Origin of the sequence: Pseudomonas sp. S30 (genome assembly GCF_016518545.1) — a bacterium.
GTDB lineage: Bacteria > Pseudomonadota > Gammaproteobacteria > Pseudomonadales > Pseudomonadaceae > Aquipseudomonas.
This window is the reverse complement of sequence record NZ_JACVTO010000001.1, coordinates 227834-242629: the sequence shown is the minus strand read 5'-3', so window position 1 is coordinate 242629 and position 14796 is coordinate 227834. Positions and strand designations below refer to the sequence as shown.

At 60.3% G+C, this 14796-nt stretch carries 4 protein-coding genes; 1 reads left to right on the top strand and 3 read right to left on the bottom strand.

Annotation, left to right across the window (positions count from 1 at the left end; genetic code table 11):
• Nucleotides 1–107: 107 nt before the first annotated feature.
• Nucleotides 108–9413 carry an RHS repeat-associated core domain-containing protein gene (locus IAE34_RS01060; protein ID WP_200137011.1) on the bottom strand — a complete coding sequence of 3102 codons (9306 nt, stop codon included), beginning with the start codon at nucleotides 9411–9413 and terminating at the stop codon, nucleotides 108–110.
• A 230-nt stretch (nucleotides 9414–9643) separates the two neighbouring features.
• Here IAE34_RS01060 and IAE34_RS01055 point away from each other — a divergent pair, with 230 nt between their 5' ends.
• Nucleotides 9644–11791: a polysaccharide lyase family 8 super-sandwich domain-containing protein gene (locus tag IAE34_RS01055; protein ID WP_200137010.1), complete on the top strand. Its 2148-nt coding sequence runs from the start codon at nucleotides 9644–9646 to the stop codon at nucleotides 11789–11791.
• 462 nt (nucleotides 11792–12253) lie between these two features.
• On the opposite strand, the gene glgX is transcribed toward IAE34_RS01055, so the two are convergent.
• The gene (gene glgX, locus IAE34_RS01050) at nucleotides 12254–14407 is read right to left on the bottom strand and encodes a glycogen debranching protein GlgX (RefSeq protein ID WP_200137009.1); all 2154 of its coding nucleotides are present in this window, start codon (nucleotides 14405–14407) and stop codon (nucleotides 12254–12256) included.
• Between the two features lie 81 nt (nucleotides 14408–14488).
• A complete protein-coding gene (locus IAE34_RS01045; RefSeq protein WP_200137008.1) occupies nucleotides 14489–14782 on the bottom strand; it encodes a DUF2934 domain-containing protein in 294 nt (97 codons plus the stop codon).
• Nucleotides 14783–14796: the final 14 nt, after the last annotated feature.

The following is a 14796-nucleotide window of genomic DNA, read 5'->3' as shown; positions in this document are numbered from 1 at the left end:
CCGACTTGGCGTCGGTGTTGTACAACGCTCATGCAAATGCCGGATGGCCGCGCAATGGCAGTTCAGCAGCTCGCACAGTCAGGCCGCCTCGACGGCCTGGACCGCTGTCAATCGAGCCTGTGCCCGCCGCTTCCATAATTGAGCTGGTAGTCGCGTGGAGTGTATTCTCGGCCCCACACTCCTACGGGCGTCGAGCTATCGCCCTTCACCAGAGCGATCACTGACATGACCGCCCCATGAACAATGTACGTCTCGATCAACTTGCCTGTGAACCACGACCCTGCGGTCAACCAACGAGAGGACCTGGCAACGTAATTGTTGATCCTGTGACCCCGCAGCAGCGCTTTGCCGTAGAATCCTGCACGTGAGTAATCCGCCACGTTTACAAGGCGTACAGCGTCGACGTTCAGGTAGTTGAGCATCCATTTACCCCCCGGCATGAGTTTGTTACCCCCCGCCATGAGTTTGGCTCCCCATCCCCTAGCCGATTTGGTGACCTCCTGCGCGGCATAGATGGCCGTGGCATCGAAGCCGTGGATTGAGATCTCGCCCATTTCATTCATTGCGTAACTGGCGGCCTGGGCGATTCTGCGAGTCTGTCTCAACTTGCCGATCTGGCGCAGTGATCGCAGCCCGACCCTGATCGCCTTCGATGTTTCCTTGATCAGGCCCCAGGCACTTTGCGCCAGCGACGCTACCCCGGCGACCAACGAGGCAATACCGAGGGCCTTGGAAAGGCGCGGATCGGAGTCCTCCGTCAGCACCGCTGCCACCTCCAGGGTGAACGAGGCGAGTGCGAGCAATGTCATCGCCGTGAAGACCAATATCGTCGAAGTGCCCCCCGTCAAGACACCGCCTGCGATGCCGACGATCGTCAGCACCAGGGACAGTGCCAGACCTCGCCAACGCGAACCGACCGGCATCGGTTTGGTGTCCTGTAGCGCTCTGGCGTAAGTTGCCAGCTCACGATCCTGGCCCCACCGACTGAGCATGATCGCCCCGCTGGGGTCATGCAGGTTGACCGGATCCGGGCAGTGGGCATAGTCGTTCAGGCCGCCTTGACCAAACGGACTCAGCCAGTCAGGCTGGGCATAGCGGCGCAGCGTCGGGTCGTAGCTGCGGTAGCCATTGCCCGCATGGTAATGCCCGGTGACCGGGTCGCGGCGCATGCCGTTGTAGCCAGCGATCAGTCCATCGAGCACCACGCCTTCGCCGAACGGCAACAGCGGGGCCAGTTCGAGTGCGCCGTCGCGGACCTGCCCGGCGACGCCTGACTGCGGATCGTCGATCAGCCAGCGCACCTGATCGTCGTCGTACTGGGCCAGGCCCGGAGAAAGGCTGGTGTGCCGGGCCACTTGGCCTGCCTTGTCCAGGCAGACCTCGCCGATCAAGTTCGCGCCGTGGTAGCGCAAGACATGGGTGGTCCCGTCGTTGCCCGAGTGCTGCGCCGCCAGGCGCTGCAGACCGTCGTATTCATAGCGCGCCAGTAGTGCGCCGCTGGCATCCTTGACGCGGCTGAGCTGGCCGACGGCGGTGTAGTCGATCGTGCGTTGCTGGCCGTCCACTTGCAGGTGGCCATTGCTGTTCCAGCTCAGGCTCGTTTTCTGGCCGTCCTGTTCTACCGAGGTCATGCGGGTAGGGTCGTTCTGTGTTTCGAACGCAAACGTCTGGGTGACCTGGTCGCCCGTAAAGGGGGTGCTGGTGCAACTGACCAGGTTGTCCAGGGCGTCCCAGCGAAACTGCTGGGCTTTTATCGCTGTGCCGGCGTTGTCCGTAGGGCAGTGCGCCGCATCGCTGGCCTCGCACGTGTAGCTTTGCAGGCGGTCCAGCTTGTCGTAGGCGAAGCGTTCGCAGCGCAGTCGCTGCCCTTGCGAATAACTGGTCTTGCTTGCCAGGCGGCCATCGCCACGCCAGTCCATGTGCTGGCTGAAGCAGGCCACCCCATTGTGAAGGAAGGTGCGTGAGGTTTCGCGGTCGAAACCGTCATGCTCGCTCACCACGTGCCACTGCCCGGCGCCTTTAAGCGCGTGTACCTGGCGAGCCTGCAGGCGGCCGAGTCGATCGTAGCGGTAGCGCACCTCCTCGTGGTCCTGACAGCTGCGCAGCGCTCGGCCGTCACGGTCGAGGAACAGCCGTTGCCAGTGGCCATCGGCGCGCAACGAAGCCACGCTTTGCCCGCGCAGGCTCTGCCAGTCCGCGGTCTGCGAGGTAAATCGCGAGGTGGTTTCAGTGCTTCGCTGGCACCCAGGCAGGCGCGGGTTGGACAGGCTGTGCTGCCAGCCGTCACGCGCGGTGTCGGCACCTGCCGCTGGGTCAGCGGCGGCCTTGATCAGGGTTCGATCACCTTGCCGAGACTGGCTGAACAGACTGTCGCCCTGGGCCTGGACGTGGACCCCGGTGGATGTGGCGCGGGTGGTCAGCCGGGTTTTGTCGGGCAGGATCACCGTGTCTTTGGCAAAGCCGTATTCGCGGCTGCCCACCTTGCGCTTGGCCAGGATGGACGGCGCATTCACCGTCTGCGTGGCGACGCATGTGCCATCGACCTTCAGCTCGTCGATGTGGGTGCTGAAGCCGGGATAGCGGTGTTCGACGATGGAGGCGTCGGGTCGAGTGACCTTGGTTACCCGACCGAGGATATCCCGTTCGAATTGATAATTCAGCACCTCGCCGTCGACTGTGCGGGTGTAGCGAATCACGCGTCCATCGGCGTCGTAGTGCTGGGCAACCTGCATTTGCTGTTGACCGGTGGCGTCCGCCCATTGTCTGGTGGATTCAAACGTGCCGTCCGTATTGGCAGTATGTCGGGAGGTACGCTCGGAAAGACACCATTCACCCAGACCGCGTCGTTCGATGACGTCAATATCGATATCTTCGAGTGATGTGGCCAACGCGTCGTTCGACAATGCTGTGCCGGAAGAGAATTTCTTCAGGCCGTCCATTGCTTTTAATTCAGACTCGTCCAGCCCCTCAAAAAGGTCAAAGATATCCTGGACACTGACGCCCTCGATGTCGTCCAAGTTTTTGAATTTTTGGAGTGGGGGGGGCTGAAGGGTGTATTCCGCGCCGTGGTATTCAGTATGCTCGTTAATGATGGGCGGGTAGTTGACAAGAACAGGTCCGTGAATATTTTCTAGGCCATCTAATTTATTTAGACCGGCCAACCGCTGGATCGTTTTGATTAACTTCAACTCGTCAATGATGGAAAATTTATCAATTGCGGTTTTTTCCCCAAGCACATATGGGTCGGCGTTTAATATTTCGTCGTAATCCAAGTCGGATTGCAGATTGCGAATCTTGAGATAGGTTAATCCAATCGTATTTGCGTCAGAACCTTCATCAGATAATGAGTAATAGACTGACGACTCCCAAGAAACGCGCTTTTTCGGTTGATTGGCATCGATTCCAGCGAAAATGTCCAAGATACGCTGAGCCACACCAGACTCCGCTTCACTGGACTCAGACGTCACTGCCGTGCGTGCCAATTTCAGCGTCAACGCACCCTGAGCCCGACCGTGCTCAAGCGCAGCCTCGCCCGCGCCGGTTTCCACCGACAACCAGGGCTGCCCTGCCACTTGCCTGCGCAACGAACTGTCGTTACACACCGCCTGCCCGCCCGGCAGATAGTCCCACGACCAGCTACCGATCACCGAAGCGTCATCGATGCCCTTGAAGCAATACTCATCCATGGGCACGTAAACACTCGTCCCGGCCCTGCGCCACTCGTTGCGCCAGATGCGTTTCAACCCGTCCAGGTGGGACCGACTTTGATCGCCGTTGAGGAAAGTGCGCACGACCTGCTTGCCATCGGCGCTGTAGGCTGACCCTATACGCTCATCGGGAGCCTGCTTGGCGGCCCTGCCTGTATGCCCGGGCGCCAGTGTGTAGCGGGTCTGCTCGGTAACTCGTCCGACTGCATCGCGCCGCCAATGCGTCTCGACGTCGTTCTCAACCTCAACAAGTGCAGCACGGCTATGGCGCGAACGCAGCGTCTTGCTCACCTGGGCGGTACCGGCAGTCGTCCTGGCGGTTACGCGAACCCAGATGCCTGGCTGATTGGGGTTGTCTTCGAAGGCCTGGATAGTCTCCAGCTCGATACATTCGTCGTTGTGGTGCGTCGTCTGTTTGCTGGAGATCGACCACACTTTGACTTTGCTGTCCTGGCTGGGTGTGGGCTTGCTGGTGATGCCGGTGGTGGTCGTGCTGATCTGATGCCAGAGCACTTCGTCACCGGCAAGACTCCAGGTGGTGTGCTCGTCAAGAGAGTCGTCGGTCAGTGCGCCCTGGAGGCCCTCTATGATCACCAGCTCGGCCAGCTCCAGGTAGTCTCGTCCCGCGCGGTTGACGATGCGATAGCCATAGAGTTTCAGGCCCTGAGCATTGCCATGGTCGTCGCATTGGTACTCCGCCATCAGTGGCGCAGCGGCATGGTCCGGAAGGGCAGGGCACTCCAGCGTGGGCAACGTGCTGAGCTGGGTGACCGAGCCAGGCACTATCTGGTTGGTGGTGCCGCTCGTGTAGTAGCTGTAGTGGATCGAATGCTCGCCGCTGGCCCGCAGACGCAGCACCTTGCCATGCTCGTCCATGACCCTGGTGGTGACCTGCACGGTTTTGCCCAGGTCTTCACGCGCTACTTTCGGCGCCAGGCTGAGCATGCTGGCGATTGCCGAGCTGATCAGCTTTCTGTTTCTCGTGGAATACTGCCAGACCAGGGCCAATACGGCCTGCTGATAGTCGACACCGGAGGTATCGGCACTCACCTCAACGCCGTCTCCAGTGGGTTTGACGATGATGCGATTGATCACGCCATCCAGCTCATCTCCCCAGCCGGTGTAGCGATACTGGCTGACGGCACGTTCACTGCGCGAAACGAATTCCAGCCAGTGCCCCTCAGCAGTGCCCGAGCCCTGGAGCAACGTGACTCGGTCGCCGTTCGCGTCAAGGCCATAGACATGCGTGTCGTGGGCTATCGAACCATGTGCCCCATGGTGGACTGCGGCGATGAACAACTGATCGTCGGAGTGTTGATAGCTACCGGTATAGGCATAGTGCTCGATCTGATTCTGCTGGCCGTCACCTGGCAGCAGCGCATGCAGCGCAACCCGCGGCAGGGAAGGGGCGTCATGGTTCAGACGAGCGCTGTTGTGCAGGTACTGGACGCACTCGACCGAGCCGTCGAGCTCCTGCAGCCGGCACAGCACCCGGTCCAGCGTCGGGTCATCGTCATAGCCACACTCCACTTGCTGCACTACCGCCGTACCGTGCAGGCGCTTGAGGGTGCGCAGCAAGTAGTCCTTCAGGATCAGTTGGACGTCGAACGCTTCGTCGGTCCCCGGCCACACTTGCATGTTTACCTGACTGCCCGTTTTTTCCTGCGGCTTCACATAGTCGGCGGCAAACAGCGTGTGTCCGTCACTTTTGATGTTTTTCAGCAGGAACTGCCCGTTCTGACGCTTCCACTCCAGGTCCAGCGCTTCACCGTATTGCGAGACGATGCGCGAGGGCAGCAATTGCACGAACGGGCGCTGGTAGTGAGCGATGCGCTTGTCCAGTTCCTTGAGGTTGTCGTTACCCTCCCAGGCCTTGACGGCTTCGGCGTAATCAATCGCCGCTGCGCCGTAGTAACCTGCGGGTGCAAGGCCCCACAGCACCCAATGCTGCCATTTTTCTGGGAACGTCGGGAACTCGGGTGCACTTTTGTTTTTTATCGCCAGCAGCGCCGCCAATAGTTTCTTGCGGAACTCGTCGTTGGGCTCTATTTCATCACTGCCCGCCGATGCGGGCTTACTCAAGACCTCTTGACGTCCGCTGGGAAATTCGACGACGAATGTGCTGTAGTCCTTGTCACAACTCACTCTGCACGTTTCCAGCTTGAGGGCCTGGCCTTCACCCAGTTGTGCCCACTGATCCTGGCTGAAACGCACCATCGTGCCGTCGGCCAGCGTGAGTACGCGATGGTCGTCTGCCTGGATGGCGCTGGTGATCAGTTTGGAAAAGCGCCAGGCCCAGCCGTCACCCAAACCAGCTTCGTTGCCACGCAGTGCCGAATAGTGCAGGGACAGGTCGCACACTGGCCCCAGTCCGCGTATCCCTTGCAGGGTGGCGATGGCGTAATGGGCATGGAACAGGCCGCTGCGATGATCCACGCCGGTCTGGTCCTGGTTGCTGGTGTCGAACACCTCGGAGTGACTGGTGTTGCCGTAGTCCTCGCAGAGAAAGCTGATTTGCTCGTAGGGCTCAATGGCTGCGGGTGGAGTGAACTGTACGTTCTGCGCGGAATACCAGAAGTTGCTGGGGTGGCAGGCGCCAATCTCGCCCACCGTCAAGGCGGTGCTGTCCCGGGCGCTTTCCGGGTAATCCAGATACAGGTCGTAGAGGCTGTTTTCGATCGGCCCGGCCCAGGTAACCTGGGTATCCGTAACGTCAACTGGCCAATGCCGATGCTCGCTGCCACGAGGGATACATGCGCTTATGCGGTAACCTTTGGCGCGGGCGGCATCGCCAAGCAGGAATATCAGTTCGCCGTTCAGCGCCTTGACCGTGACCTGCAAGGCCTCCGGGACGTCGCCAGCCTTGACGGCGAACTCCGCCTTGGCGGTCTGTGCGCTGGCGGGCAGGTCGTCGAAGCCCGTGAGGTACTTGGCATAATCGCTGTCTTGCCAGCTCGTGCCGGCACCCACATTGGTCAAGGCCAGCTCCAGCTCAGAGTACCTTGGCAAATACGACGCCCCGGCGGCTGCATCGATTTGCACCTCTGGCCAGGCCTGGGCGGTGATGAAGCTGGCGAGCGCTTGTATCCAGGCATCGTGGGTCAACGGTTCGCTGGGCGTGTCGGGCTTGAACAGTGAGTGGTGCAGCAGCTTGCCATTAGGGTGCCGCAGGGTTACCAGGACAGCGTCTTCGACAGCCTTCCAGGCCGAATCCAGGAGCGGACCAGATACGCGATTGGTTGGGCCGGGTAACGTGGTGAAAATGCGCAGGCCATCGCCTAGTTGCCTGAGAACCCACTCGTCAGCGTCTTTGGACGATGCGGCGCCGGGGGCGATCGCTTTCGCCTGGAGGTAACGCGATATGGGCGAAACGTCCAGAGCTTGCGCCCATGCCGTCGCCCAGCCGTTTGCCAGTCTTTGGGTTGAGTCAGGCGTCCATTCGTGGTGCGCCATCAGCCGATGTGAAAACGCATCGTAGACCCAGGCTTGCAGTGCCTGCTGCTCCGGCAGCTCCACGCCCACTTCAATAGGTTGGCTCTGCCACCAATGCACCTCAGTTAAGGTCACGCTCAGCTCGGCACATTGCGGAACCCACAATGCGTTGCCGGAAACATTAGGTATTACATCACAATCTTTGTCGAGAACACCTGCGCGCAATAGTTGGCTCTTTTGGTTGATCAGGCAGGAGAGCGCCTTAGACCAGCTGGTAGGACTGCCATCCCCGGATGCCCTCATAAGATCGTATAGGCGTTGAGGTTCTAACATGTGTTGTTCGTAGAGCGCTTGCGTTGTCAGATCGCGTACCTGTACACAAAGAATTGCTCTGCCGGACGGATCAAATGAGTCGTTGATGGCTAGGGCCTGCACAATGTTTCCGGCAAACGGCGCTGTATGGAATGCGCGATAGCGCACTGGACTCCACAGGCGCAACTCCGTGGCCCCACCGACACGGCTCATACGGGGGACCATAAGCTCACTCTGCTGACTGATAAGTTGGGTAAAAGTATGAGGCCACTTCTCTTTCTCGAGCTCACCAGACTTGTACTCGACGCAACTGATGTCACCGGTCAGGCGGTCGATCGTATATGCTCTGAGCACCTCTTTTTTCTTCAGGTCTCGAACTGCCTTGATCGAGCTGCTGGAGTGCCAGCCGCCTTCGATACTGCCTAAGCGTTCGAGCGAGAAGCCCCGCATGTCCGGAAGATAGCCATCGGGCTGGGTAGTGATCAGGTACGGAACCTGGAAATGCTTCATCTGCACAGCGGTGGCTTGCCACTCAGGCTGCATCGTCAATTCGAGTTGCAGTACCTGCGGCAACTGCAGCGTCCACGAGGCCTTATCTGTTGTTGATTTTTGTGACTTGCCAATGTCATGAATAGCGTGGGTGACGCCGATATTGGCCTTGATGCTCTTCGCCAGCGCATCGATGCGCTCGAGCAGATTATCCGCGGCGAATGTCAGCTCGCACTGCCACTGTTTCAGGACTGCACCGGTTTTCTTGTCGCGCAATGCCAACGGTACGCTCTTTTTGCCGGCTCCACCTTCGGGGGGCGGGACGTAGGCATCGAGCATCTGCGCCAACGTGGCCTCCTTGCCGTCGGCAGTCCTCAGCGCGCTGTTCCAAGGGGTGGCCTTGTCGGTTTCCTCGAACCCCCCGAGAACGATGCGCAATGGTGTGTTCACATGCCAGAAATCGACGGTACCTTCCCCAGCGATATCGCCGTCGACCGCGCTACGGGTGCCCAGGCGCAGGTACGCGTCCAGCCCGCTGGCCTTGAGCTTGGCACGTACCAGCGTGGGCCATTTGTCCTGGGTACTGTCATCGCCAAAGCTGAACGACAGCGGCGAGCCCGGCACAGGGACGCCGGTCGTTTCATCGTTGACCTGAAGCACGCGTACCGCCTTGCTCCACTTGTCGTTCAACGGTATACCGGCATGGCAGGCGATCCACTCGGTCTGCGTCTCATCTTCGCTGCTCGCCACCTGGCTGAGGCCCAGTTCCAGCTGCAGCGCGTGCGGCAGGCTCAGCGTCCAGTTGCTCTTGTCGGTCTTGACGGTCAGTGCTTTGCCCAGGTCGTGCACCGTATGCTTGACCTGGATATTCGCTTCGATGCTGCTGGCCAGGTCATCGACTTGCTGCAGTGGGTCACCAGTGGCGGTGTAGTCCAATTCGCAATCCCACTGCTGCAGCACGTTCGCACTGTTCTTGTCGCGCAAAGTGAAGCGCACCCTGCGCTGACCGACGCCCCCCTTGGGCGGCTGGACGAACGCTTGCAGGGCCTGCGCGAGTGTCGCTTCAGCACCTGTGGCACTGTGCAGCGCACATGACCATTTCGCCGCCTTGTCCGTTTCTTCGAAACCACTGATCGACACGCGCAGCGGTTTATCGACCTGCCAGAAATCGACGGTCGCCTGCCCGTCGATGTCGCCATCGACCTCATCTTCGGTGCCCAGCCGCAAGTAGGCATCCAGGCCGCTGGCTGCGAGCTCTGCACGGACCCGTGCCGGCCACTTGTCCTTGGTGTCATCGTCGCCGAAGATGAACGACAAGGGCGATCCTGGGAGCGGCTCGCCAGTACGGCCGTCGCGCACATCGAAGGTGCGTACCGCCTTGCTCCACTTGTCATTCAAGGGAATTGCGCTCTGGCAACGGTGCCAGGCCGGTGAAGAGGATACGGAAGGTTCCAGCGCGCGTTCGGTCGCCATTTCGGCATGCTCCCACCTTGAGTTCGAGAGCCCATGGAACGGCCTTGGGAACCTGTCGGCAACTGGCAAAAATGCTAGGTGGCGGCCAGGAAACCAGCGCCGGCCACTGTTGGTTGGACATCCCGCAATGACCAACGCCCTCGCTGTCACCTGGTAGTTCTGCCAATTGCACGGTCAGGTAAAGGCCGTGATGCTCACCAGTCTTGCAGCCAGCGTTGGAGTGTCGAGCCATGAGTATCAGTACGCAGTGGGTAGCAGAGGCCAATCAGCAAAACACCCGTTCCCCCAGCCAATGGGCGGCCGACGCCCAAACGCTGGCGCAGGCACTGGTCAAGCGGGAGGCGACCGCGGAATCGGCAGCCACGCTTGAACTGTGGAAAAACAACTGCCTGCAGGGTGCCTTCAGCGACTTGCAATACCCGAGCAAGGATGCTGGCGACGATATCGCGCCGCTCCATGAGCACCTGGAACGCGTGCGCAAGCTGGCCAGCGCCGCCATCGGTAAAAGTGGCGATGCTGCCAGTGCCTATGCTGCCTGCGCCGCGCAAGCGTTGGCGTATTACACGGCGCAGCAATACACGACACGTAACTGGTGGCATATCCAGCTGGGGCTGGCACTGAAGGTGGGCGGTTGTCTGCTGCTGCTCGCCGGAACCGACCAGGCCGGCGCGATCGGGGGCAGCCTCGACTACCTCCAGCGTACGTCGAACGTCGACCTGGGCCATACCGGCGCCAACCAGATGAACTTCGCTTACGTGCAGCTGTTGTGGGCTATCGCCGGGTGGAAAGCCAAGCATGAGACACAGTATCTGGCCCATGCATACGCCGCTTCCAGGGCAGTTGCCCAATGTTGCGAAGTGGTAATTTCGTCTGGCCCGACCGAAGGTGAAGGGATCAGGGTCGATTCTTCCTACAGCCAACACAACCCGGTGACATCAGATAAACGTGTCCAGTCGCAGCTTTATGCGGGCACGTATGGTGAGGTGTTCCTGAGCGAGTTTTTCAAGTTCAACGAGGTGCTCACTGGCGTGTTCGCATTGACCGCCGAGAGTCTGGTGACGATCGAGCGTCATCTGACCGAGGGCGTGGGGTGGTTCGGCTACGCCGGACGTTACGACTTTCATGTCATGGGCAGAGCCGTCAGCCGAAACGCTGGCGGCGGCACACGGGTGTGGTCGAGCTGGTGCAAGGCATTGATGCCGACGGCCAGGAATCCGGCGCTGCTGGGTGAGATGAACGACCTGGCAACGGGCAAGGTGCTGACCACTCCGGGCTTCAGAGGTACCCGTGCATTCTGGAACAACGACTTTCTGGCTCACATCGATAATGACTTTGCCGTGTTTTGCAAAACGATTTCCACCCGCACCGTAGGTACCGAAACCGGAAACGGTGAAAACAAAAAAGGTTACTACATGGGTGGCGGCAGCTACTCGGTGCATACCCATGGCAAGGAATACCTGGGCATTGCGCCCGTATGGCACTGGCAGTTCATACCCGGCACCACGGTCGAGCGCGTTCCAGAGTTCACCTACCCACAGGCGCAGTGGGGGTATGGCGCCGAGGGCAGTCATGATTTCTCCGGGGTGATCAGCGATGGACAGACCGGGGTCGCGACCATGATCCTCACACGCCAGCGCATCCAGGAATCTCGTCAGACGCGGATTGCGAACGCAGGTATCTTGTACTGCCTGGGTCAGGCAGGTGACCTGACGAAAACGCAGCGCAAGGTACACACCACGGTCAATCAATGCTGGTTCAACGAATTGGCAGCCGTCGAATACAAGGGCGGCAATACGCATCTCAGGTCCGGTGAATTGACCCGGTCTGATATTGATCAAGTGGTGCATGACGATGTGGTCTATCAGTTCCTGAAGCACAGTAGCGTCACAGTCGAGATGGCCACCTGCAAGGGCTCGTGGCAGGCGATCAACGACACACTTCCCGACACTGAAGTCAGCGGCGAAGTGTTCTCGTTATGGATCAACCATGTCCTGGGCGCCTCCAACGACTACGCCTACGCCATTCGCAAGAAAGGCACTGCGGCGGCCAAGCCCGATGTCGTGTGCACCGATCACGCGCACTACGTGGATATCAAGGATGCAGGTGTTGCCGCAGGTGCGGTGTTCACCACCTCGACCGTGATCGCGCTTGCCCCCGTGAAAATCACTGCATTGGCGGCAATGGCCTTCGTCGCAAAGTATGACACCAGTACCTTGACGCTGACGGTAGGTGACCCCACGCAAAAACTCGATCAAATTGAGGTGCAACTCGATTGGAAGAGCAGCACTTACACGCACGTGATCAAGCTACCCACTGGCGACGATCACCGAGGTAAAAGCGTTACGGTCGCGTTCACTGAAAAAGGCGTCATCGGGTGAATGACCTCCTCGCTACGTTCACACGATCTGGTCAGCCATCACAGGTCTGGTGTCGATGGACACTGGCAGAGCGGCTGTGGCAGCGAGCCCTAGAAGGGGGCACTCGCAGTCCACCACTGCATCTTCACCCGAGCCACGCAAGGATGTGGCTTGCTTTCCCAGGCTGGGCCACCTGTATCAGCGTGCACCTCATATCAGCAAGCCGCCTTGTTCGGCGCGCTCGAAGGGACGGGTGAAGATGTTGGGCATGACCATCCACTGCGGGTAGCGAGTTCAGCCAGAAAGACGCGAAAGTTCGCCTCATGAGGTCGAGTCGGGTTAACTTGGGCCGGTTTCGAAAAGAGGCAGCGGACTGGATCGATCGAAAAAAATCAGGGCACATGGCTGAGATTGCCATGTGCCCTGAATAGGCTACTGCGAATGACTGCCAGCCGTCATGCCGCCAGGGTTGGCAGTGCGCGGCTAGTCTTCATCGCGCTCCAGTACCAGCAGCAGGAACGAGCGACCGGTGACATCGAAGGTTGTGTCGAAGTCCAGTCGTTGCGCCTTGCTCAGCTCGGGTCGGTCGGTGTCGATCAGGCAATTCCAGTGCTCACCCTGTGGCACGGAAGGCAGCACGAACGGCACGCTGTCATGGTGCGAATTGACGATCAGCAGAACCGTCGCTTCCGAACCAGGGCGGGCAATGCCACTGACCTGCGCGCGGCCATCGATCAGCATGCCCAGGCAGCGCCCGTGCGGATTCTCCCACTGCTCGACGCTCATCTCGTTGCCGTCCGGTGCCAGCCAGGTGACGTCCTTGACACCGATCGCCTCGTTGTAGTCGCCCACCAGGAAGCTGGAGCGGCGCAGCACGGGGTAGTCCTTGCGCAGCTTGGTCAGGCGCTTGACGAAGGCCAGCAGTGCGCTGCCTTCTTCGTCCAGGTCCCAGTTGATCCAGCCAATCTCGCTGTCCTGGCAATAGGCGTTGTTGTTGCCGTGCTGGGTACGGCTGAATTCGTCACCGGCGACGATCATCGGCGTACCCTGGGACAGCAGCAGAGTAGCGAAGAAGTTGCGCATCTGGCGCATGCGCAGCGCCTTGATGTCGGCATCTTCCGTCGGCCCCTCGGCGCCGCAGTTCCAGGAGATGTTGTTGCTGGTACCGTCCTGGTTGTTCTCCTCGTTGTCCTCGTTGTGCTTCTCGTTGTACGACACCAGGTCGCGCAGCGTGAAGCCATCGTGGGCAGTGATGAAGTTGACCGACGCGTAGGGTCGGCGACCCCGATTGTTGAACAGATCGCCGGACCCTGTGAGGCGCGCGGCGAAGTCCGCCAACTGGCCCTCGTCGCCTTTCCAGAAGGCGCGGGCGGTGTCACGGAAGCGATCGTTCCACTCGGCCCAGCCGGGCGCGAAATTGCCCACTTGATAGCCCCCTGGGCCGCAGTCCCAGGGTTCGGCAATCAACTTGACGCTACGCAGCAAGGGGTCTTGCCGGCAGGTCACGAGGAAGCTGTGACGCTCGCTGTAGCCGTCGTGGTAGCGCCCGAGAATGGTCGCCAGGTCGAAGCGGAAACCGTCCACGTGCATTTCACCGGCCCAGTAGCGCAGCGAATCGGTGACCAGCTGCAGCACGCAGGGATGGCTGAGATCCAGGGTGTTGCCGGTGCCCGAGTCGTTGATGTAGTAGCGCTTGTCGTCAGGCATCAAGCGGTAGTACGAGGCGTTGTCGATGCCGCGCATGGACAGGGTCGGGCCACGCTCGTTGCCTTCGGCGGTGTGGTTGTAGACCACGTCCATGATCAGCTCCAGGCCTTTCTCATGGATGTGGGCGACCATTTCCTTGAATTCGGCGATCTTGCCGCTGGCCAGGTACTTGGGGTGTGGTGCGAAGAACGCCAGGGTATTGTAGCCCCAGTAGTTGTTCAGACCCTTGTCCAGCAGGTGCTGGTCGTTGACGAAGGCGTGGATCGGCAGCAGCTCGACGCTGGTCGCACCCAGGTCCTTGATATGCTTGAGCAGCTCGTCGTTGGCCAGGCCGGCGAAGGTGCCTCGCAGATTTTCTGGCACGGCAGGATGACGCATGCTCAGACCGCGCGCATGGGCCTCGTAGAAAACCGTCTGCTCCCATGGAATCTGCACTCGCTGGTCGCGGCCCCAGGTAAAGGCAGGGTCCACTACCTTGCACTTCGGCACGAATGGCGCGCTGTCGCGTTCGTCGAAGGACAGATCGTCGTCCGGGTGACCCAGGGTGTAGCCGAACAGCGCTTCGGACCACTTCAGTTCGCCGACCAGCTGTTTGGCGTAGGGGTCGATCAGCAGCTTGTTGTGGTTGAAGCGATGGCCGTTCTGAGGCTCGTAGGGACCGTACACCCGGTAGCCATAGACCAGCCCTGGGTGCGCGTCGGGCAGGTAGCCGTGGTAGATCTCGTCGGTGTATTCAGGGAGTTCGATGCGTTCGAGTTCGTTCTCGCCGCTGGCGTCGAAGATGCACAGCTCCACCTTGGTGGCGTTGGCCGAGAACAGGGCGAAGTTCACGCCCAGGCCATCCCAGGTGGCCCCGAGGGGAAAGGGCAGGCCTTCACGAATGCGGGTTGGCGCGACGGAACGGGTTTTCTTCGGGGTGCGTGCGGTCATGGCAGCTCTCGTCTGGCCAGAATAAGGGAAAGGTGATGCGCCGCTGCCGAAGAGGATCGGCAGCAGCCGGTGCCGCCAGGATCAGTTCGCGTCGGGCTTCTTCGGTGCGCGAGGCTTTTTTGCCGGTGCCGGCTTTTCGCCGGGCACCGCGGCCGCCTTGGGTGCAGCGGGGGCTTTGGGCTTAGCTGCGCCTTTGGCATCGGCAGGCGCCTTGGCCTTGGCCGGCGCCTTCTTGGGCTTGGCGTCGGGGGTCTGGGACTTGGCCTTGGCCAGCTTCACGGCCTTTTCCCAATGCTCCTGGTCGCGCCCCTCGGGTTTGCCTTCCGATTCCCAGAGCTGGTAGGCGAACTCACGAATATGTTTTTCATCACTCATTTGGCTGCTCCTGA

Excerpts from the sequence above, each read along its gene's own strand:
- IAE34_RS01045 (WP_200137008.1), bottom strand. The coding sequence starts at position 14,782 with ATGAGTGATGAAAAACATATTCGTGAGTTCGCCTACCAGCTCTGGGAA.
- IAE34_RS01055 (WP_200137010.1), top strand. The coding sequence starts at position 9,644 with ATGAGTATCAGTACGCAGTGGGTAGCAGAGGCCAATCAGCAAAACACC.
- glgX (WP_200137009.1), bottom strand. The coding sequence starts at position 14,407 with ATGACCGCACGCACCCCGAAGAAAACCCGTTCCGTCGCGCCAACCCGC.
- IAE34_RS01060 (WP_200137011.1), bottom strand. The coding sequence starts at position 9,413 with ATGGCGACCGAACGCGCGCTGGAACCTTCCGTATCCTCTTCACCGGCC.